The organism is Streptomyces fildesensis, assembly GCF_016107395.1.
Taxonomy (GTDB): domain Bacteria; phylum Actinomycetota; class Actinomycetes; order Streptomycetales; family Streptomycetaceae; genus Actinacidiphila; species Actinacidiphila fildesensis.
Map to the genome: position 1 here is coordinate 14,502 of NZ_JAAIKO010000003.1, position 20,727 is coordinate 35,228.

The 20,727-nt window shown below is 70.3% G+C and carries 19 protein-coding genes, 3 tRNA genes and 1 pseudogene; 5 read left to right on the forward strand and 18 right to left on the reverse strand.

Annotated features, from left to right (window positions below; all coding sequences use genetic code 11):
* Positions 1–162: 162 nt before the first annotated feature.
* Positions 163–1,038 carry an MEDS domain-containing protein gene (locus C6N31_RS05905; protein WP_138356288.1) on the forward strand — a complete coding sequence of 292 codons (876 nt, stop codon included), beginning with the start codon at positions 163–165 and terminating at the stop codon, positions 1,036–1,038.
* A gap of 52 nt (positions 1,039–1,090) precedes the next feature.
* On the opposite strand, the gene C6N31_RS05910 is transcribed toward C6N31_RS05905, so the two are convergent.
* The 4 genes from C6N31_RS05910 to C6N31_RS05925 all read right to left on the reverse strand — a co-directional run bounded on the left by C6N31_RS05910 (position 1,091) and on the right by C6N31_RS05925 (position 2,134).
* A complete protein-coding gene (locus C6N31_RS05910; RefSeq protein ID WP_164294837.1) occupies positions 1,091–1,462 on the reverse strand; it encodes an MmcQ/YjbR family DNA-binding protein in 372 nt (123 codons plus the stop codon).
* A 101-nt stretch (positions 1,463–1,563) separates the two neighbouring features.
* Positions 1,564–1,637, reverse strand: a tRNA-Met gene (locus tag C6N31_RS05915).
* 131 nt (positions 1,638–1,768) lie between these two features.
* Positions 1,769–1,841: transfer RNA gene (locus C6N31_RS05920), tRNA-Arg, on the reverse strand.
* 202 nt (positions 1,842–2,043) lie between these two features.
* Positions 2,044–2,134 (reverse strand) — tRNA-Ser (locus C6N31_RS05925).
* 188 nt (positions 2,135–2,322) lie between these two features.
* On the opposite strand from C6N31_RS05925, the gene C6N31_RS43600 reads away from it, so the two are divergent.
* Together C6N31_RS43600 and C6N31_RS05935 are read left to right on the forward strand one after the other, a co-directional pair.
* A complete protein-coding gene (locus C6N31_RS43600) occupies positions 2,323–2,982 on the forward strand; it encodes a hypothetical protein (RefSeq protein WP_232484876.1) in 660 nt (219 codons plus the stop codon).
* Positions 2,983–3,210: 228 nt separating this feature from the next.
* Positions 3,211–7,050, forward strand: coding sequence for a hybrid sensor histidine kinase/response regulator (locus tag C6N31_RS05935; protein WP_198357206.1), 3,840 nt, complete (start codon positions 3,211–3,213; stop codon positions 7,048–7,050).
* 20 nt (positions 7,051–7,070) lie between these two features.
* Here C6N31_RS05935 and C6N31_RS05940 read toward each other — a convergent pair whose 3' ends face one another.
* The 9 genes from C6N31_RS05940 to C6N31_RS05980 form a co-directional block, all read right to left on the reverse strand.
* The gene (locus C6N31_RS05940; RefSeq protein ID WP_138359155.1) at positions 7,071–8,735 is read right to left on the reverse strand and encodes a long-chain fatty acid--CoA ligase; all 1,665 of its coding nucleotides are present in this window, start codon (positions 8,733–8,735) and stop codon (positions 7,071–7,073) included.
* Between the two features lie 69 nt (positions 8,736–8,804).
* Entirely contained in the window at positions 8,805–9,320 is a 516-nt protein-coding gene (locus tag C6N31_RS05945) for a SigE family RNA polymerase sigma factor (RefSeq protein WP_138359153.1), read from the reverse strand.
* Positions 9,321–9,527: 207 nt separating this feature from the next.
* Positions 9,528–10,373 (reverse strand): DUF1906 domain-containing protein, encoded by an 846-nt coding sequence (locus tag C6N31_RS05950; RefSeq protein WP_138359151.1) that lies wholly within the window; start codon positions 10,371–10,373, stop codon positions 9,528–9,530.
* Positions 10,374–10,434: 61 nt separating this feature from the next.
* Positions 10,435–11,619, reverse strand: a complete 1,185-nt coding sequence (locus C6N31_RS05955) for a lipid-transfer protein (protein ID WP_138359149.1) — start codon at positions 11,617–11,619, stop codon at positions 10,435–10,437.
* Entirely contained in the window at positions 11,616–12,080 is a 465-nt protein-coding gene (locus tag C6N31_RS05960) for a MaoC family dehydratase (protein WP_138359147.1), read from the reverse strand. The genes C6N31_RS05955 and C6N31_RS05960 overlap by 4 nt, the downstream gene beginning before the upstream one ends.
* Complete coding sequence (locus C6N31_RS05965) at positions 12,077–13,084, reverse strand: acyl-CoA dehydrogenase family protein (RefSeq protein WP_138359145.1); 1,008 nt, start codon at positions 13,082–13,084, stop codon at positions 12,077–12,079. Before C6N31_RS05965 ends, C6N31_RS05960 begins: the two co-directional genes overlap by 4 nt.
* A 1-nt stretch (position 13,085) precedes the next feature.
* The gene (locus tag C6N31_RS05970; protein WP_244809276.1) at positions 13,086–14,054 is read right to left on the reverse strand and encodes a bifunctional MaoC family dehydratase N-terminal/OB-fold nucleic acid binding domain-containing protein; all 969 of its coding nucleotides are present in this window, start codon (positions 14,052–14,054) and stop codon (positions 13,086–13,088) included.
* Positions 14,051–15,247, reverse strand: coding sequence for an acyl-CoA dehydrogenase family protein (locus C6N31_RS05975; protein WP_138359161.1), 1,197 nt, complete (start codon positions 15,245–15,247; stop codon positions 14,051–14,053). Before C6N31_RS05975 ends, C6N31_RS05970 begins: the two co-directional genes overlap by 4 nt.
* Positions 15,248–15,479: 232 nt before the next feature.
* Positions 15,480–15,788 (reverse strand): hypothetical protein, encoded by a 309-nt coding sequence (locus C6N31_RS05980; RefSeq protein ID WP_138359143.1) that lies wholly within the window; start codon positions 15,786–15,788, stop codon positions 15,480–15,482.
* 343 nt (positions 15,789–16,131) lie between these two features.
* Here C6N31_RS05980 and C6N31_RS05985 point away from each other — a divergent pair, with 343 nt between their 5' ends.
* Both C6N31_RS05985 and C6N31_RS05990 read left to right on the forward strand, forming a co-directional pair.
* Positions 16,132–17,052, forward strand: coding sequence for a bifunctional DNA primase/polymerase (locus C6N31_RS05985; RefSeq protein ID WP_198357207.1), 921 nt, complete (start codon positions 16,132–16,134; stop codon positions 17,050–17,052).
* A gap of 165 nt (positions 17,053–17,217) precedes the next feature.
* Positions 17,218–17,448 (forward strand): LexA family protein, encoded by a 231-nt coding sequence (locus C6N31_RS05990; protein ID WP_138359511.1) that lies wholly within the window; start codon positions 17,218–17,220, stop codon positions 17,446–17,448.
* A gap of 235 nt (positions 17,449–17,683) precedes the next feature.
* On the opposite strand, the gene C6N31_RS45090 is transcribed toward C6N31_RS05990, so the two are convergent.
* The 5 genes and pseudogenes from C6N31_RS45090 to C6N31_RS06010 all read right to left on the reverse strand — a co-directional run bounded on the left by C6N31_RS45090 (position 17,684) and on the right by C6N31_RS06010 (position 20,690).
* On the reverse strand, positions 17,684–18,073 hold the full coding sequence (locus C6N31_RS45090; protein WP_307811285.1) for a DUF1932 domain-containing protein: 390 nt from the start codon (positions 18,071–18,073) through the stop codon (positions 17,684–17,686).
* Positions 18,074–18,094: 21 nt separating this feature from the next.
* Positions 18,095–18,523, reverse strand: a pseudogene (locus C6N31_RS45095) (NAD(P)-binding domain-containing protein); the annotation flags it as partial.
* Positions 18,520–19,107 carry an ATP-binding protein gene (locus tag C6N31_RS06000; protein WP_198357209.1) on the reverse strand — a complete coding sequence of 196 codons (588 nt, stop codon included), beginning with the start codon at positions 19,105–19,107 and terminating at the stop codon, positions 18,520–18,522. The gene C6N31_RS06000 and the pseudogene C6N31_RS45095, both read right to left, overlap by 4 nt.
* On the reverse strand, positions 19,107–20,108 hold the full coding sequence (locus C6N31_RS06005; protein WP_198357210.1) for a P-loop nucleotide/nucleoside kinase family protein: 1,002 nt from the start codon (positions 20,106–20,108) through the stop codon (positions 19,107–19,109). Before C6N31_RS06005 ends, C6N31_RS06000 begins: the two co-directional genes overlap by 1 nt.
* A gap of 207 nt (positions 20,109–20,315) precedes the next feature.
* Entirely contained in the window at positions 20,316–20,690 is a 375-nt protein-coding gene (locus C6N31_RS06010) for a GntR family transcriptional regulator (RefSeq protein WP_198357211.1), read from the reverse strand.
* Positions 20,691–20,727: the final 37 nt, after the last annotated feature.

Consider the following 20,727-nt stretch of genomic DNA (forward strand, 5'->3'; position numbering starts at 1 on the left):
CCGAGTTGATCAACTGCCCTTGTTTGTCCACTATGTGATCAATCGTCATATTTGCGACAAATAACGGCAGTTGTCAGCACCCACGCAAACGCATCATGTCGTCTTCGTACGAAACCGATCGCCGCACCTCCACCCCGCGACAAACGGAGGTACGTTCGCCGCATGGACAGTGGCGCCGTCCCTTACACCGTCTCCGTCGACCGCATGGCCTCCGGAGATCACGCCTGTCTGGGCTTCGACAGCCACCGGGCCCGCTGGGCGGTCCGGGCCGCCTTCACCGAGGCCGGCCTGCTCCGCGGTGAGCGGGTGATCCTCTTCGTCGACCCCGGCACCACCCCGGGGAAGGCGGCCGCCCGCCTCGCCGACCACGGCGTCCCCGCCGCCCAGGCCCTGCGCGACGAGCGGCTGCTCGTCATCAACGAGACCCCCGGCTACGACCCGGAGCGCGGATTCGACGCCGAGAGCCGTGCCGCGACCTGGCTCGACTTCACCGAGAACGCGAACGTCATGGGCTTCAGCGGGCTGCGCGCCGTCGGCGACATGGCCTGGGCACTGGAGCCCGGCGTCGACCACGAGGAGCTCATCGACTACGAGACGGGGCTCACCCCGCTCTTCGCCGACATCGGCTTCACCGCGATCTGCGAGTACGACCGCCGACTGTTCCCGCCCGAGCTGATGTGCCGGGTCGGCGCCTCCCACCCCACCGAGGTCCTGCAGTCCCTCGACGCCCTGCACATCACCAGGACCGGCACCATCCTGCACCTCGCGGGAAACGCCGACCTCGCCACCCGGGAGCAGTTCGACACGGAGCTGCGCCGGTCGCTGGGCGGGCCGGGCCCGCCGCCGCGCCTCGTCGACCTGACGGCGCTGTCGTTCATCGACGCCCACTGCGCCACCACCCTCATCCGGCTCGCCGCGGGCCTGCCCCCCACCGCCAGGCTCGCCGTCCACTGCCCGGCCACCCATGCCCGCGTACTGCGGCTGTGCGGCGCGGGCGAGGTCCGCCAACTGACGCTCTACGTCGAGGCGGGCTGGTAGCCGGGCCGGTGGGCGTTCTGGTGGGTGGGACGGTGGTCGGGACGGTACCGGTTCAGCGCGAGTCGTAGGTGAGCCGGACGGCGCGCGGCAGCGACGCCACCACCAGGTCGTAGGAGTCCTCGATCATCTCCCGCACCATCCGGACCGGCAGCGACCCGTCGACCGTCACGGTGTTCCAGTGCCGCTTGTTGAGGTGGTAGCCGGGAATGACCGCCGGGTACTCCGCCCGCAGCTGTTCGGCGATCTCCGGATCGCATTTGAGGCTCACTTTGAGCGGTTCGGCCTCCAGCACGCTCAACGCGAAGATCTTCCCGGCCACCTTGAACACCGACAGATCCGGGTTCCGCGGAAACGGGAACTCCTCCTCGGCGCCCGGCATCGCCAGACACGCCGCCTTCAGCCCCCGCGCAGTCATCGCCACCATCCGGCCGACACTAGCGCCTGCCCACGACAGACCCATGGGACGGAACACAGGACGGGAAACACCAGAGGCCCGACACTTTCGTGTCGGGCCTCTGGTCGTAGTAGCGGGGACAGGATTTGAACCTGCGACCTCTGGGTTATGAGCCCAGCGAGCTACCGAGCTGCTCCACCCCGCGCCGTTGAACCGAACACTACGCCATCCGCGGGACCCTCAACTACCAGTCCCGCTCGACGCGGTTTTTCCGGATTGCTCCGAAAAGCAAACCAGGACCCCCTCAGACGATCTCCTCGGGGGCCCTGACCTGAGTGCACTCGGCAGGATTCGAACCTGCAACCTTCTGATCCGTAGTCAGATGCTCTATCCGTTGAGCTACGAGTGCTTGTGCTTTCCGGCGTTTTCTCACCGGTTGGCGTTGCGGGAACAACATTACATGACCTGCGGCTTCAGGTGAAATCCATTGCCCGCACCCCACCTGAGCTGCGAAAACAGCTTCTGACGAGGTACCGGCGAGGGACTTCAGGAGCCCGGGACACGCAACGGAGCCCCGGTCGTCCTGGGACGACCGGGGCTCCGGAAACGAGCGGAGGCTCGGGGATTTGAACCCCGGATGGGATTGAAGTCCCAAACCGCATTAGCAGTGCGGCGCCATAGACCAGACTAGGCGAAGCCTCCAGACACACCCGCGCGAGCGAGGGCGTGTGCAGATGATGGCACAGCCCGGCAGGCTGTCACCAATCGCAGACCAGGGTACAAGCCCGTCGGCGTGCAGGGCAAAGAGGATGCGCGCCCTCCAGCGGTGGCTCGCCCACGTTCGGGTGGGTTGCGGGGAAAGCGGCGCGCGGGACGGTAGGGACTGGGGCATGCGACTCAACGGCCCCGGCCCCCTCGACCGTCCCCTCTCCCGCCCCGTGCCCCACCTCGTGCCCCGTCCCGCGGCCCGCCGCCGGCCCGGAGCGCGGCTGCCGCTCGCCGCCGTCCTCGGTGTCGTGCTCGCCGCCGGGCTGCCGCTGCTCCTGGCGACCGACGCCGGCGCGACGCCCTTCGCGCCCGCCGCTTCCGCACTCCTCGCGCCCCCGTCTCCCCCGGAGAACAACCAGCTGACCATCACCGTCGACGACGGAACGGGGAAGGTCACCACGACCAGGCTGGACTGCGGACCCGACCAGGACACGCCGGCCGGGCCCGCGACCTCCGGCGGACCGGTGGCCGCACCGGAGCCCCTCGCCCCTTCCACGCTCCCCGCTCCTCTTCCCGCCCCTTCCACGCTGCCCGCTCCGATCGGGCCGGCCAGGTCCGTGACGGACTCCTGCGATCAGCTGGAGCGGCTGGGCGGTCCCGTGGGTCCCGTTCCGGCCGGGCAGATGTGCTCGATGATCTACGGCGGATCGCAGACCGCGCAGGTCACAGGGACCTGGCACGGAGCGGCCGTCACGGAGAAGTACAGCCGGGCCAACGGCTGCGAGGTCGCCCGGTGGAACCGGATGGCACCGGTTCTGCCCGCCGCCACCGGGGGTGCGTGACGCACGCCACACCAGGGACGATCTCGCACCGCACACGCTCGAACACCGAATCCCACAGGGGTACATGGGCATCCGCGGCCGCTCGGCCAACCGCTGCACGTACACTCGCTCTAGTGACATGCCATGGCGTCAGCGGCAAGATGGGCCGCCGGTGAGAGCCGATCGCGCGGGTTGCGCGGGGCCACCGCAGGAAGTGCGGTAAGTGCGGTAACAGGGAGGACGCGTCTCGTGAGCAGCAGGCCATCCAGAGGCGCTGCTCGCCTCGCCTCAATACTCGACGCCCTCCCCGACGCACTCTTGCTGGTCAACGGCAACGGCACGGTCGTCAACGCCAATGCCATAGCGATCGAGACCTTCGAGTCACCGGGGACGGCGTTGGTCGGGCGGGGCCTGTTCGACCTGCTGCCCGCGTTCGACTCCAAGCGGATCCCCGGATCGATGCGCAGCGCGCAGGACACCGGCGACGACAACGGCCGCACCAAGCCGACCCGGATGGTCGCGCGGCGCACCGACGGCTCGGAGTTCCCCGTCGAGGTGACCAGCGCCAACCTCGAGGACGGCCGCACCCCGTACGACGAGCCGCAGAGCTACACCGGTGACGAGCTGCTGATGCTGGTCGTGCGGGACCTCAGCGGCACGATGGACACCGAGGCGGAACTCGCCCGCCAGCAGCGCCAGACGGAGATGATCCTGCGCGCCGCGGCCGAGGGCGTCGTCGGCGTCGACACCGAGGGCAAGGTCGTCCTCGTCAATCCGTCCGCCGCGCAGATCCTCGGCTACCGGGCGACCGACCTCGGCGGCCAGGAACTGCACCCGCTCGCGCACCACACGCGCGCCGACGGCACACCGCTGCCGTACGAGGAGACCCCGCTCGCCGACACGCTGCGGTCCGGCCGCAAGCACCGGGTCCGCGGCCAGGTGCTGTGGCGCAAGGACGGCCGCGCGGTGCCCGTCGACCTGACGACCGCTCCCGTACGGGACGGCGAGCAGCTGGTCGGCGCGGTCATGACGTTCACCGACCGGACCGCGTTCGACGCCGCCGTCGCCCGCGGCGAGCAGCTGCAGGCCGTGCTGGACGAGGCGCTGCGCGGCCCGCTGGCCGAGCTGCGCGGTGAGCTGTCCGGCCTGGCCGCCGACCCCGCCGGGCAGTTGTGGCCCGAGGCGAACCAGATCCTGCACCACCTGGTGGCCGGCTACGCCCGCATCACCACCCTGATCGACAACGTGCTGGCCTTCCAGCGCCTCGACCGCGGCGAGGACCGGCTGCGGCGCGAGCCCGTCGGGCTCGACAAGGTCGTCGCGGCGGCCGTCGAGGGCGCCATCGAGCTGATCGGCCCGGGGCGCGCGCAGTACGCCGTGCACGCGCCGCCGATCGAGGCGGCGATCGACGGCGAGCGGATGTCCCAGGCGCTCGCGCACCTGATCGCGGACGTCGCGGGTGTGGACGCGGCGGGCAACGCCACCGTCATCACCGGCGGCGGCGACTCGACGATCGTGGTGGCGGCGGCCCAGCGCGGCGACGTCATAAGGATCGACGTGCGGGGCCCGCACGCCGGCGGCAACGCGGTGCACCTGCCGATCGCCCGCGGCATCGTCGAACGGCACGGCGGCGTCCTGCAGACGCACGAAGTGCCGGGCCAGGGCAGCGCGTACGTCCTCGAGGTGCCGCTGGGCTCGGCCGCCATCGCGGCCGCGGGCCGTGCGGCGGCCGCCGCGGCGAAGGACGGGGCTCGCGAGTCCGAGACGACCGTCATGCCGATGCCCGCGAAGCCCGCCCGGGGTACGGGCGGCGCGGCCGGCAACGGCACGGGCGCCAAGGCTCCGGCGCGCGGCGCGGCGACACCTCCCCCGGGCACCGACGGTACGAACGGCCAGGGAGGCCAGGGCGCTCCCGCGGCCGGAACGCCCGCCGGTGGCACGCCCGCGACGGGCTGGGCCGGAAGCGGCGAGCCCGGAGTCGCCGGCACCGAACGTGCGGCGCGGCCGCGCCGGGCCGGGGACGACGGCGGCACCGTGGTCGCGCCGTGGGCGATCCCCACCGCGGGACCGGACGAGCAGCAGGACGGCCGCGGCCGGAACGAGGGACACGGCCAGGCGCAGCCGGGCGAGCACGAGACCCCGACCGGTCGCCGGCGCGCGCTGCGCCGCCCGCTGCCGGACGAGGCGAGCGCGGGGGACACCGCGGGCGGCGCGGCGGCCGACCTGGCGCCGGCCGAGCAGCCGGACCAGCAGAACCACCCGGTGCAGCAGAGCCAGCAGCCCAGCGGTCGCCGGGCCCGCCGGACGCTGTCCGACGGCCAGCAGCCCGCACCCGAACTTCCCGCGGCACCCGTCCAGCACGCCCTTCCGGCGGCCGGCGAGCAGGCCGTGCCGCAGGGACCGCACGAACCGCAGCAGGGGAGCGACGGCAACGGCGCCTCCCTCGCCGGGCAGGAGCCCGGGGCAGGCCGTCGCGCCCGCCGGATCGCACCCCAGCCGGGGGAGTCGGACGGGAACGGCAACGGGAACGGCAGTGGCCCCATCGCCCTGCCCGCACAGCACTCCCACGATGTGCCGGCCCCGATGCCGGCGGAGGAGCGTGCGCCCGGCCGGCCGGTGCCCCCGGTCCCGCCGGTTCCGCACCAGGGCGGGCCGCAGGATCAGAACGGCGCGCCGCAGCCGGTGAGTCCGCAGTGGCCGGACGCCGGCCGGCCGGTGGCGCCCGCGGCCGAACCGGGCGCGCAGCCCCAGGGCCCGGCCCAGGGACAGCACCAGAACCAGAACCAGAACCAGAACCAGAGTCCGTCCCAGGTGATCCCGGGACAGGGCCAGCGCACCCCGATGCCGCCCTCGGGCGGCGTGCCCCAGCCCTACGCCCAGAACCAGGGCCAGAACCAGCACCAGGGCCAGCAGCAGGGCCAGAGCCACGGCCGGGCCATCAGCGTGCGCACGCTCGGCCAGGGCGTCGCCTTCGTCCAGCCGGTCCCGACGCAGGCCCAGCCGCAACCTCAGCCGCAGCCCGAGCCGTTCCCCCAGCAGAACCCCTCCGGGTCCGGCCGCCGGCGCAAGCTCAACGGACCGCAGCAGGACGACGGCCATGACGTGGAGGCCCGCCCGCACCCGCAGGCGGATCCCGACAGCGGCCAGCTCCCGATCGCCCGGCCGCCCGCCACCGACGACCGGAGCGACGGCCAGGGCGTCGAGCACCAGGACACCGACCACCAGACGGCACTGCTCCGTACGGTCGTTCCGGGCCGGGCGTTCGCCATAGGGGCACCCGCCGAGGGCGACGAGGGCCCCGAGCCGCTGGACGGTCCGAACGGCGCCGTCGAGGTCATCGAGGAACTGGCGGGCGAGCCCGGCCAGCTGCTGGCCGAGCCGCGCAGGCTGCTGGTCTGGCCGGAGCCGGATGTCTCGACGCGCCAGGCGCTGACCGACCGCGGCTACCGCCCGGTCATCGTCCGGTCCCGCGCCGAGGTGGACGCGCAGGTCGCCGAGCCGCCCGCCGCGCTCTTCGTCGACCCGCTGACCGGTCCGATCACCCGGACGGCGCTGCAGTCGCTCCGCCAGGCGGCCGCGGAGGCCGAGGTGCCGGTCCTGGTGACCGCCGGGCTCGGACAGGCCACACGCGAGGCCGCCTACGGCGCCGACCCGGCCGTCCTGCTCAAGGCGCTCGCGCCGCGCGACAGCGAGCAGCATCCGCCGCGGGTGCTGCTGATCGAGAGCCACCAGGACATCGCCCAGGCGTTCACCGCGACGCTGGAGCGGCGCGGCATGCAGGTCGCGCACGCCTCCTCCGAGGTCGAGGCGATGACGACGGCCGCGCAGATCAGGCCGAACCTGGTGGTAATGGATCTGATGCTGGTGCGCCACCGCCGGCAGGGGATCATCGACTGGCTGCGCAGCAACGGCCAGTTGAACCGCACCCCGATGGTCGTCTACACGTCCGCGGACATCGACCCGGCGGAACTGCCGCGGCTGGCCTCCGGCGAGACGGTGCTGTTCCTCGCGGAGCGGTCGACGAGTACGGACGTGCAGTCACGCATCGTGGACCTGCTCGGCAAGATCGGGTCCTGGCCGGCGGCCTAGGACCCGACCCGCCGCGGCGATCAGTCCTTCGCCGCCCCGGCGACGTACGTCACGTCGATCTGCTCCAGCCGGTACTGCTCGCGGATCACCTTCTTGTCGAACTTGCCGACCGAGGTCTTCGGCACGGCCGGGATGATCGCCCAGCGCTCCGGCAGCTGCCAGCGCGCGATGCGTCCGGCGAGGAACTCCCGCAGCTCCTCGTACGAGACGGTGGCGCCCTCCTTCAGCACGACGGTGGCCAGCGGCCGCTCGCCCCAGCGCTCGTCGGGCACGGCGACGACCGCGGCCTCGGCGACGTCCGGATGGGCCATGAGCTGGTTCTCCAGGTCGACGGAGGAGATCCATTCGCCGCCGGACTTGATGACGTCCTTGGCCCGGTCGGTGAGGGTGAGGTAGCCGTCCTGCGTGATGACGCCGACGTCGCCGGTGCGCAGCCAGCCGTCCGGGCTGAACTTGTCCTCGGGGCGCAGCGGCTCGGCTCCGGCGCCGCCGAAGTAGGAGTTGGCGATCCAGGGGCCGCGTACCTCCAGCTCGCCCGCGGACTCGCCGTCCCAGGGCATGATCTCGCCCGCCGGGCCGACCAGCCGGGCCTCGACGGAGGCGGGGAAGCGGCCCTGGCTGATGCGGTACGGCCACTCCTGCTCGGCGGTGAGGCCGGCCGGCGGGTGGGCCATGGTGCCGAGCGGGGAGGTCTCCGTCATGCCCCAGGCGTGGCACAGCCGCACGCCGTGCTCCTCGTACGCCTTCATGAGGGAGGGCGGGCAGGCGGAGCCGCCGATGGTGACGGTCGCCATGGAGGAGATGTCGCGCGGCTTGGCCGCGAGCTCGGCGAGCAGGCCCTGCCAGATGGTCGGGACGGCCGCGGCGTGGCTGGGGCGCTCGCTCTCGATCATCTCGGCGAGCGGGGCGGGCTGCAGGAAGCGGTCCGGCATGAGCATGTTGATGCCGGTCATGAAGGTGGCGTGCGGCAGTCCCCAGGCGTTGACGTGGAACATCGGGACGACGACGAGGGTCGTGTCGCGGTCCGTGAGACCCATCGACTCGGTCATGTTGACCTGCATCGAGTGCAGGTAGATCGAGCGGTGGGAGAAGAGGACGCCCTTGGGGTCGCCGGTGGTGCCCGAGGTGTAACACATGGCGGCGGCGTCCCGCTCGTCCAGCTCCGGCCAGTCGTACGTGGTCGGGCGGCCGGCCAGCAGTTCCTCGTAGTCGTGCACGGCGGGGCGACAGCCGTCCAGGAGCGAGCGGTCCCCGGGGCCGACGACCACGATGTGCTCGACGGACTCCAGGGCGGGCAGCAGCGGCGCCAGGAGCGGCAGCAGCGAGCCGTTGACGAGGATGACGCGGTCGGCGGCGTGGTTGACGATGAACGTCAGCTGCTCGGTGGGCAGCCGCAGGTTCAGGGTGTGCAGCACCGAACCCATGGACGGGATCGCGAGGTAGGCCTCGACGTGCTCGGCGTTGTTCCACATGAGGGTCGCGACCCGCTCGTCCCGGGCCACCCCCAGCTCGTCGCGGAGGGCGTTCGCGAGCTGGATCGCCCGGACCCCGATCTCGCGGAAGGAGCGGCGGTGCGGCTCGGCGTCCCCGGTCCAGGTGGTCACCTGGGACCGGCCGTGCACCAGAGCACCATGGACCAGGATGCGGGTGACGGTCAGCGGTACGTCCTGCATCGTGCTCAGCACCGGAAGCCTCCACGGGTTACGTGCGGGTAAGGTCCCGGTGATTCTGCTTCCATACCAGTCGGTATGTCACTACCTGGCGCGCAATTCAGGGTCATCGCGCAATTTCCCGAGGGCCCGGGAGACCGCGCTCTTGACCGTGCCGACCGAGACACCGAGGGCTTCGGCCGTCTGTATCTCGCTCATGTCCTCGTAGTAGCGGAGTACCACCATGGCCCGCTGCCGGGCGGGAAGCCGGGAGATGGCACGCAGCAGCGCGTCGCGCTGGGCCTGCTGCTCGGTGTGGTCGGGGGCGGTGGACAGCGGCTCGGGGACGTCCTCGGTCGCGAATTCGTCGATGCGGCGCTTGCGCCACTGCGAGGTGCGCGTGTTGACCAGCGTGCGGCGGACGTAGCCGTCCAGCGCGCGGTGGTCGTCGATGCGGTCCCATGCCAGGTACGTCTTGGTCAGCGCGGTCTGCAGCAGGTCCTCTGCGTCGCACGGGTTCGCGGTGAGCGAGCGCGCGGTCCGCAGCAGCGTCGGGCCCTTGGCCCGTACGTAGCTGGAGAACTGCATCGTGCTGGTGCTGGTGCACACAGGCGTGGTCATGCACTCAACGCTATGAGCGCCGCCCGCCCGGCGGATCCGCCGGAGGTGCCGAAGCGGGATCACCCTGAAGTCGTAGGACGGGGGCTGTCCCCACCTCCCGTAGGCGGACCCACCCCTGAGGAAGACAGGCCTGTGGGTGGGGTCAGGAGGTGGGGTCAGGGGCGGGGTCGGGGGCGGGGTCCGGGCTTCCGGAGGAACGCGGCCGCGCTAACCGATCACGGCGACCGGGGCGTCGATGAGGTCGCGGTCGATGTTGATCGTCCGGCCCCCGTACTGCTCGGTGACGTTCCCCGTGTACTGGTGGATGCGGCTGTGCGGCGTCCAGGCGTCGCGGGGGAGTACCGGCTCGGACTCCAGGGTGGGCGTGACGTTCCAGCGGGCGTACCAGAGGACGCTCGGCAGGTCGGCGGCGCCGGCGGCGCGGGCCTGCTCCATGTGCATGATGCCGGAGTCCGCGCTGCTGTAGAAGCCCGGGATGTAGCCGAGCCGGCGCACCTCCTTGTCCCAGGCCTGGACGAAGGCGAGCGTCGGCGCCGTGCAGGACGCGGTGCGGATGTCGTACGACTCCATGTCCAGGTACAGGGCGCTGTTCTCGACGAAGCCGAGGTCCTGGGCGCGCTGGACGGCATCCCTGGCCTCGGTCGCACCGCTCCCGCCCGGATTGGCCGTGTCGATCGTGTACGCCTTCTTCGTGCTGCTCGTCGTGCAGGGCGACTGCGAGCCCACATAGATCGGCAGGATGCTCCAGCCCCCGGTGTTCACGGTCCGCACCCAGGAGGGGGTGAGGTTCGGCTGCTGCGCGCAGGCGCGGGCCCGGCCGCCGAAGTAGACGCCGACGGCGCCGTACGGGGAGGTGCCGTGCCAGGCCTGCAACGTGTCGGCGGTCGGGGTCTCGCAGGTCTCGAAGCCGGTGCCCTGGAAGAACCGGGCCCCCTGCAGCGATTCGGCGGAGGGATCGGCCGCCGCGACGCCGCCGCTGACCAGGCAGGCCAGCGTCGCCACCGCCGTCAGGACCGAAAGGACATATCGGGTAATCTGCTTGGTTCCACGCATGGCGCGAGTCAACGCGCCCGTCGGGGCGACCCCGGGCAGACACGCCCGCCCCACCACCCGTTCAGCCGTCTGCCGAGAGCACCAGCCCCGACGTCGGAACGCCTGTTCCGGCGGTGACCAGCACGTTCGAAGCGCCCGCCACCTGGTTGACGCTGCTCCCGCGCAACTGGCGGACGCCCTCGGCGATGCCGTTCATCCCGTGCAGATACGCCTCGCCGAGCTGACCGCCGTGGGTGTTCACCGGCAGCCGGCCGTCGATCTCCAGACCACCGCCGGCGGCGAAGTCCGCCGCCTCCCCCGGTCCGCAGAAGCCGAACTCCTCCAGCTGCATCAGCACGAACGGGGTGAAGTGGTCGTAGAGCACCGCCGTGTCGATGTCGGCCGGCGTCAGCCCGGAGGTCCGCCACAGCTGGCGGGCGACCACCCCCATCTCCGGCAGCCCGGTCAGATCGTCGCGGTAGAAGCTCGTCATCTGCTCCTGCGCGCGGCCGGCGCCCTGCGCGGCGGCGGCGATCACCGCGGGCGCGTGCCGCAGATCGCGGGCCCGCTCCGGCGACGTCACGACGATCGCCTGGCCGCCGTCCGTCTCCTGGCAGCAGTCCAGCAGCCGCAGCGGCTCGACGATCCAGCGCGAGGCGGCATGGTCGGCGAGGGTGATCGGCTTGCCGTGGAAGTACGCGGCGGGGTTGTTCGCGGCATGGCGGCGGTCGGCGACCGCGACCGGGCCGAAAGCCGACGGATCGAGCCGGAAGGCGTGCAGATACCGCTGCGCCGCCATCGCGACCCACGACGCGGGGGTGAGGAGACCGGACGGCAGATTGGCGCCGAGCGCCACCCCTTCGGCGGAGGGGTCCCGCTGCTGCACCCCCGATCCGAACCGCCGGCCCGACCGCTCGTTGAACGCGCGGTAGCAGACGACCACGTCGGCCACCCCGGTCGCCACCGCCATGGCCGCCTGCTGCACGGTCGCGCAGGCCGCCCCGCCGCCGTAGTGGATCCGCGAGAAGAACGACAGCTCACCGATGCCGGCCGCCTGGGCGACCGTGATCTCCGGGCTGGTGTCCATGGTGAACGTGACCATGCCGTCGACGTCGGCGGGCGTCAGCCCGGCATCGTCCAGCGCCGCCTGTACGGCCTCCACGGCGAGCTTCAGCTCGCTGCGGCCCGAGTCCTTGGAGAACTCCGTCGCCCCGATCCCGGCGATCGCGGCACGGCCGCCGAGGCTGTCGCGGTTGCGGACGCTCATACGGCTGCCTCCGGGGTGGGGCTCGGGACCGGGGTCGGGAGCATGACGGTGGCTGTTCCGGTGACGTGATGGCCGAGCTTGTTGACGCCGAGGACGGCGATCTCGACGTTCTCTCCTGACGTGTCGGCTTCGACGGACGTCACCTTGCCGGTCAACACCATCTCGTCACCCGGATAGTTGGGCGCGCCCAGCCGGATCCGCACCGCCCGCAGCACCGCCCCGGGCCCGGCCCATTCGGTGATGTAGCGGCCGACCAGGCCGTTCGTGGTGAGGATGTTCATGAAGATGTCCGGCGAGCCCTTCTCCCGGGCGAGCTCCACGTCGTGGTGCACGTCCTGGAAGTCCCGCGAGGCGATGGCACCCGCGACGATCAGCGTGCGGGTCACCGGGACGCGCAGCGGCGGCAGTCCGTCACCCGCCCGCACGGAGCCGGCCGGCGTCCGGACCGGGGACTGCGTCATACGGCCTCCTCGGTGTCGGGTGCGCCCAGCAGCACACCGAGTTCGGCGAGCACTTCCGCGCCGCCGCCCAGATACGCGTCCAGCTGCCGTCCCCACAGGAAGTGCCGGTGGACGGGGTGTTCGAGGTCCGCGCCGATTCCGCCGTGCAGATGCTGACCGGCGTGGACGACGCGTTTGCCGCCCTCGGACGCCCACCAGGCGGCGGTCAGGGCGTGGGAGGCAGCGGGCAAGTGGTTATCGAGGCGCCAGGCCGCCTCGTAGGCGGTGACGCGGATCGCCTCGGTGTCCATGTGCGCGTCGGCGGCGCGCAGCAGCACGCCCTGGTTCGTGGAGAGCGGACGCCCGAACTGCTCGCGTACGGAGGTGTACGCGACGGCCCGCGCCAGCGACCCGGCGCAGACCCCGGCCTGCAGCCCCGCGAAGGCGGTACGGGCCCGTGCGAGGACCTCCCCGTAGGCGGACGCGTCACCGAGCGGCTCGGCGGGCGTGCCGTCCAGTACGAGCCGGGCGGCCGCCCAGGGGGCGGTGGTGTCGACGGGCTCCGCGCCGGCCGGGACCGGCAGCCAGAACAGCCGCGTCCCGGTACCCGTCGCGGCGGGGACGAGGACGTGCGTGGCCTCGCGCAGCCACGGCACGACGGGGAAGGTGCCGGTCAGGCGCCAGCCGTCACCGCTCGCGACGGCCCGCGCGGACCGGTGCGGGAAGGCGCCCGTGGCGATGTACGAGCCGTCGCGCAGACCGGGCAGCAGCCGGGCGCGCTGCTCGTCCGTACCGTACGCGGCGACCGGCAGCAGACCGTAGGCGCAGGTCGCGGCGAGCGGGATCCCGGCGGTCCTGCGGCCCGCCTCCTCCAGCAGCAGCACCAGGCCCAGCAGCCCGATCTCCTCGACGGCGGCCACCAGCCCGGCCTCGCACAGCGCCTTCCACGGCTCGGCGCTGCGGTCGAGAATCCCGGCCGCCAGATCGCGGGCCGCCTGCTGCTCCTCGGTGGGTGCGAAGTCCATGTCAGTCCTCCACCGACCGGAAGACGGGCAGCGTGAACTCGCCGTCGACCGTCAGGAATTCGAGCGTCACGGGCAGACCCGCGCGCACCTTGTCGTACGGAATTCCCGTGACGTTGCCGAGGATCCGCACACCCTCCGCCAGCTCGACGAGGGCGACGGCGTACGGCGGGTCGAAGGCGGGGAACGGCGGATGGTGCATGACGACATAGCTGAAGACGGTGCCCTCGCCCGCGGCCCGGACGGTGTCCCAGTCCGGTGAGCCGCACGCGTTGCAGCCCGGCAGCCACGGCAGCCGCAGCGTGCCGCAGCCGGAGCAGCGCTGGATGAGCAGCTCGTGCCGCTCCAGGCCCTCCCAGTAAGCGGCGTTGTCGCGGTTGATCACCGGTCGGGGGCGCCGCGCGGCGGGCTTGGCGGTCTTCGCGGTGGTTGCGGTGTTGGAGGTCTTCGCGGTGGTTGCGGTGTTGGAGGTCTTCGCGGTGGTTGCGGGCGCGTACTTGAGGATGCGGAAGCGGTGGGTGCCGGACAGCTCGCCGTTCGCCTGGACGTCCATCCGCGTCGTGACGAAGTGGCCGGTGCCGAGCTTCGTGGTCTTGCGCGGCGAGATGGACTCGATGACGGCGTCGAACGTGATCCGGTCGCCGGGACGCAGCGGCCGGAGGTACTCCTGCTCGCAGTCGGTCGCGACGACCGAGGTGCAGCCGGCCTCGTCGAGGAGCGCGAAGACATCGTCGTAGGCGCTGGAGCGCGCGGTGCCCGCGGTGTGGCCGGAGAGCCCGCCCATGGTCCACACCTGGAGCATGGTGGCGGGCGCGGATCCGTCGGCGGGGACGGGGTGGCCCATCGCCTCGCACCAGTGGCGGATCATCGGCTCGTTGACCGGGTCCTTGCCCTCGCCGCCGGCCGCGGCGGTCCGCCCCACGTAGACCTTGAGCCGCTCGTACAGATCCCCGGCCACTGCCTCGTCCGTCACCGCTTGCTCCTCTTCATCCCGAGCCGCATCGTCGCGACGATCTCCCGCTGGACCTCGCTGACGCCGCCGCCGAAGGTGTTGATCTGCGCGGCCCGGTTCATCCGTTCCAGTTCGCCGTTCTCCCCGCCTCTGACGAGAGCGGTCTCCCCGACCGCTTCCTGGAGCGCGCGGTAGACCTCGATCGCGCTCTCGGTACCGGCGAACTTCACGCCCGACGCGTCGCCCGGGGTGAGGGTGCCGGCGCCGACGTCCTGGACCAGGCGCCAGTTGAGCAGCCGGGTCGCGGAGAGCCGGGCGTGGGCCTCGGCCAGCCGGGACGCGACCCAAGGGGTGTCGATCCGGCGGGTGCCGTCCTCGTCGGGCGTACGGGCGCTCGCGAGGGCCGCGTCGTAGAAGTCCTCGGCCTGCATGCCGATGGCCGCCAGCGCGACCCGCTCGTGGTTGAGCTGGTTGGTGATCAGCGACCAGCCGGCGTTCTCCTCGCCGACGAGGTTCCCGTACGGGACGCGGATCGCGTCGTAGTAGGTGGCGCTGGTGGTCTGGCCGCCGACGGTGTGGATCGGGGTCCAGGAGAAGCCGGGGGCGTCGGTCGGGACGAGGATGATCGAGATGCCCTTGTGCTTGGGGGCCTCGGGGTCGGTGCGGCAGGCGAGCCAGATCCAGTCGGCGCCCTGGGCGTTGCTGGTGAAGGTCTTGCTGCCGTCGATCAGCCACTCACCGGCTCCGCCGGGACCGTCGCTGTCGGCCTTGTCGGGTCCGGTTCTGACGGCGCGGGTGCGGAGGGAGGCGAGGTCGGTGCCGGCGTCCGGTTCGGTGTAACCGATCGCGAAGACGCAGTCGCCGGAGAGGATCCGCGGGAGGAAGTACTCCTTCTGCGCGGGCGTCCCGAACTTCATCAGGGTCGGGCCGACGGTGTTGAGCGTGACCATCGACACGGGAGCACCGGCCCGGTAGGACTCGTCGAAGAACACGAACTGCTCGTCGGGGCCGCGGCCCTGTCCGCCGTACTCGGTGGGCCAGCCGAGGCCCAGCAGGCCGTCGGCGGCGATCCGGCGGAGGAGACCTCGGGCGAGCGGGCCGCCGGGCGGCTCGGCCCGGAGGGCTTCGCGGGTCTCCTCGGGTATCAGACGGCCGAAGTACTCGCGCAGCTCGGCCCGTAGCCGGTGCTGGCGCGGGGTGGGGGCGAGGTGCACGGCGACGGCCTCCACGGGTTCGCAGATTTTCTGACTGACCGTCAGATTCTCCGCCCCGCCCCACCCCTGTCAAGGCATGAGAAGTTGTCCACAGGCTGTGGATGAACGTTCGCGCCCGCCGACAGGCCGGAGGAGCAGCCACCGAGCCATCCTCCCGGGAGAACGCGACCGCGCGACGGCACTGAGCGTGCCGCCGCGCGGTCGTGTCACTGATCCCGGTCGTACGGGCCCGTCACCACCACAGCGGGGTGAAGTGCACGTTCACGTTGCTCTGCTCGATCGCGGTGAACCCGGAACCGTTCACGCTCGCGGTGTTGTTCTGGTTCGAAGCGCCCGATCCGCTCGCGCCCTGCTGGGTGGTGGTCACATTCCCGTGGTTCGAACCACCCACGTTCCCACCGGAGTTGCTCACGATGGTCGCGTTCGAGTGGTCGCCGGCGAAGGCGCCGTTGTCAGCAGCTGCCGATCCCGCGAAGAGCACCGCGGCGAGGGGAAGTGCCGCCACCGCAGCGAGGACGCGGAAGGTACGGATGCTTGCCATGTTGTTCCTCCAGGGAACCGAGAACGGGGGTGTGCGGGACGGTTGGCCGACCGCTCCGCCGACTGACTGGTACGACGTCGCCGGAATCAGAGTTGCCCACACAATCCCCGGCGAACCAGACCGGACGGGCTATTTAGCTCGCAAGCGTGACGATCTGTCGACAAACATTCAAAGTGCCATCGAAATACCCTTCATCGTCTTTTCTCCACCTCCGCCACCACCCCCGCAAGCGCGGAAACGTTCAGGCAGATTTTCGGCCAACCTTCGCGCCGCCCGCCCGCGCCGGGCAATCTCCCACCTGCGCCCTCTCCCTTTTTTCGAACGTGAGTACGAAACTGGATCCATGGCCCCTTCCGTCCTGCACGCCGCCGCGCTCGCCAACGCCCTGGCCGCCGCTTCCCGGCACCTGGCGGTCATCCCGCTGTCCCGCACCAAGCTCCCCGCCGTGCGCTCCCCGCACCGCGGCGAATCCCCGCCCAGCCCACCGCCCGCTTCCTCACCCGGCTCCTCACCCGGCTCCCCGCCCACCTCCCCGCCCGTTCGCTGCCTGGGCGAATGCGGCCGGATCGGCCACGGGGTGCACGACGCCACGACCGAACCCGCCGCCGTCCGCGCGCTGTTCGCCGCCGCCCCCTGGGCCACCGGCTACGGCATCGCCTGCGGACGCGCCCCGCACCACCTCATCGGCCTCGACCTGGACGTCAAGCACGGCCTGGACGGCGTCGCAGCCCTCGGCGCCCTGGCGCAAGAGCACGGCTTCGCCGTCCCGGACACCGTCACCGTCCTCACCCCCAGCGGCGGCCGCCACCTGTGGTTCACCGGCCCCGCCGGGACCGCCGTCCCCAACTCCGTCGGCAGGCCCGGCACCGCGCCGGGGCCCGGCATCGACGTCCGGGGCCACGGCGGCTACCTCGTCGGCCCCGGCTCGATCACCAACGCCGGCCGCTATCTGCTGGCGCCGCGCTCCCCCGGCCTCCCGGCGGCCCCGGTCCCCGCCCGGCTGCTCCGCCTCCTCACCCCGCCCCCACCGCCCTTACCCCGCCGCACCGCCCCCCGCCACGCGCTCGCCCTCGTCCAGTTCGTCCGCGACTCCCCGCGCGGCCAGCGCAACACGCGCCTCTACTGGGCCGCCTGCCGCGCCTACGAATCCGGCCACGGCGACTCCCTCGCCCCCGCCCTCATCGACGCCGCCACCAGGACCGGTCTCCCCCGCCAGGAAGCCGCCGCCACCATCGCCTCCGCCGCCCGCCAGGCTGCGCCATAATTCGAACACGTGCTTGAATTGCCGAGCCATGACGCGTTCGGGCTCGCGCCCGCAGCTCGCACGGCCCTGCGCCGGCTCGCCGCTCCACGGAGTCCGCCGAGAGATGACCACCCGGGCCACGGCACCGGACCCCACGAGTAGCGTGACGAACGAGAGGGCGCGGCCATGAGCGCGGACGGGCCCCGGTACCTGACCGATCGCCAGGAGCAGATCGCGAAGGTCATCGTCGAGTGGACGGACCTCTACGGCTATCCGCCGACCGTCCGGGAGATCGGCGCGGCCGTCGGCCTGCGCAGCCCCGCGACGGTCGCCCACCATCTGCAGATCATGGAGAGCAAGGGCGTCCTCTCCCGCGTCCCGGGCCGCCACCGCTCCTACCAGGTGCACCGGCTCTGAGAGTTGCTCCCGAGAGACGACGAAGGGGCGCCCGCACCTGCGGACGCCCCTTCGTACTGCGGAGGATGTGAGATTCGAACTCACGGTGACATCGCTGCCACGACGGTTTTCAAGAGGATTACGGCCGTTGGACGAATAGAGCTCTGACCTGCGAAGTAACCACGGATGGGGCGCCTTAGGGGTGATGCTGGCCCGTGTATGGCCCGATGGCAGACAATCCGGAGCGCGCTGCCGCTCAAGGAGCACCCTGGGAGCGCAGTCGTTCCAGCGCTTCCAGGACGGTCAGAGATTGGCCCTTTGCGCCTTCCCACCGGTCCAGGACCTTGGCGGCCCCGTCTGCCAAGTCCCTGGGAAGTCCGTTCGCTGCGAGCGCCTCTCCGACCTCGCGCATCTCCGGCGCCCAGCGCCACGCGCGCGCGGCAACCTTCGGGAAGTAGTCAGGGTCGCCGAGGTAGCTGGTCGTGTGGGATTGGGCGATATCGAGTAGCTCCCCTTCTACTCCATGGTCTGCCGCCAGGGCATGGGCAACGGCGGCCAACGCGCGGCTGGCCTTCTGGTAGCTGCTATAGGCCAGCTTGAGCGCTGAGGCGCTGCCTGTATCGCCGGAAAGGATGCGCGGATCCACTTGGGTTCCCTGAAACAGTCGAGCCGTCTCGGTGACCGCGCCCTTCGGACCTGCGAGGTATAGCCGAGCGGCCTTCGTGGGGGAAGGCGGGGAGCCAACTACAGAGCCGTCAACAAAAACGGCTCCACCTCGTTCTACGAGAGCCCCTATCCTCTCCGCCGATCGTGGAGAGATTGCGTTCGCGTCAACATAGATACCTGAGTACCCACGTTCAGCGACTGCCGCCGCGACTTCGTGCGCATTGGCGGGCGGGCAGATACTCAAGATGATGTCGCAGCGCTCCGTTAGCGCTGAAAGTGAGGCAATAGGCGTGAGGCCGCGTTGGGCAGCACGACCCGAGGTTTCCTTGCTGCGGCCTTGCGAACACCAAAGGACGGTTGCGGCCCCGGTCGCTTCCGCGGCTACGGCAGCACCCATGCTGCCGGGGTGTAGAACGCCGAGGGTTGTCACTCCGCCACCAATCCCGCGATGTCCTGAGGCGTCACTACCGTCCCAGTAGCCACAGCATCGAAGATGCTCTGAGCTGCTTCGGTGGGCACCTGCTTATCCGTCGCAATGGTCAGAGTCCACGTAGATTGCGTGTGCGCCAAGAGGTCTTCGCGTGTCTCTTCCCAGACCTTGAGCCTTGCCTCCAAGTCCGAGTCTCCACGGCCCTTGCAACGCTTTTTAGTGACCGCGCGGGGGCACCACAGCAGTACCTTCGTCCACTCAATCGGGAAGTCGGTCAGGGCAGTCAACCCAGCCATCTGCCCCATGTGTAGGACCGGCACCTGCCCATTCATCAGGAGTTCACTGAGCCCCGGACGGTCGATGGCGTACTCAGCGCCATACCGAGCGTTGCGGTACAACAGCGCCCCTGAGTCTGAAAGGCGGTCGATTTCGCTGACAGTAGTGATTCGATATCCGGAAGACCGGCCAGGACCGGCCTTGAGCCTCCGGAAGAGCGCGAAGTCAGGGGAGATTCGAATCAGTTCCCGAGTGATCGTGTCTTTTCCGGAACCGGGCGGCCCATACAGGATGACGCCGGGCGGCATCAGAGTTCACCCCCGTTCAATGCATCACGAGCTTCATCGACCATGGCAATCGCCGCTCCCAACCTATTGTCCACGACGAAGTGGGGTCCCTGCGGGCGCAATTCTAGGTCGAGCGTTGACACATACTCATCCCAGGAATCTAGCTTCCACATGTCGCGTGCGGCACTGCGAAACTCGATGTACTCACGCATGGATTCAGGATCGCACCTAACCCAAATAGTTACGACCGAAACCCGCTTGGAGCGACAGCGATTGTGGAATCTCTGCATCCAATCGGCCCGCGAGAACTCGTACACGAATGGCGCATCTAGAATCGTGGATATTCCACAGTCCACATTATCCCAAGTAGCCTCCATGAGGCATCGGTATTCGAGTGGCCGAACCTTTTCCCGATAGAGTTCAGAACTCCTATCGTTGGCTTCCCCGCCGAGTGCGACTAGAAGTTGGTCCACCAAAGGGCGCGTGATTGAGTCTTTGTCGAGAATGGGCCAACCCGTCATCCCGCCAAGGAATTTGGCGAACTCAGATTTCCCCGATCCGGCGAACCCGCCGACGAGCACCACGGTCGGCCCGTCGATCGAAGATCCCGCGTTGTGGCGCCGCCATGCCTCCACAACGCGGTCACGGAAAGCGTCGCTGTCCACGCCATCCGTACCGGCGTGCACGCTACCCAGGGCTGCCCTAACTGCCGCTGATTGGTCCTTGCAATCCGGAGTGGATAGAACTTCCATGTGCGCCTCCTCTCCCGGCAAGGCGCCACGAAATCCCAGTTGGGCTTCGTTGAGTCGATACAGTCGAGAGTACGCCCGGCGGTAATGCGGCCCGGGGTACACCCTTCCGTTCTCGTGACCCCAGATCGTTTGGAAATTTGCTGCGATGTTGAGGTTGTGGCGCTCTGCGATTTCCCGCAGCTTCTCCCCTGTGTCTTCGAGGGTTAGTCCCACCGCCTCTCGGTGTGTACGTAGCAGTTCAGGCTTCCAATCCGGGTGCTTACGAGCCATCTTCCCCTCCTAGATAGCTACTCCGGATCGCGACTGTAGCGGCCCGTGTAGTCGTATGGAAACTCGTGATAGTGCGTGTGTAAGCGGATGTGTAAAACGGCTGATGCCAAGTCAGTTAGCTCGCCGTGATACAGGATTTTCCGCCGTAGCGCTGAACTGATGACACACCAAAGGAGGTGTGTCATGCACCACATCGAGCGAAGTCGTCTACTGCGAGCCCTCGTCGGGCTCGCTGTCCCCGCTGCGAGCGGACTCCAGTCGTTCCACGCGGCTACGGAGATCCGAAAGCTCCCGCAGAACGTCCGTGAGTGTCCCGCCGGCCAACCCACCTTCGGCCGCCTTCGAAGCACTCTCCTCATCCCGGGCGAAGTTCCCGCGGCTGGTGGTCTTGAGCAGGCCCTCATCCCGCAGCACTGCGAGAGCGCGCTGAACCGTCGTGGGGGAGATCTGGAAGCGGTCGGCCAGCTGGCGTACGGATCCAAGCCTCTGACCGGGCTTGATACCACCGCCGCGGATCTCCTGCCGGAGGGTGTCGGCGGCTTGCTGGAAGGGCTGTCTGGGGTCGTCTTCAGCGATCGTCACAGCTTCGAGCGTACTGGCCAGCACGTCCTAGCACGTC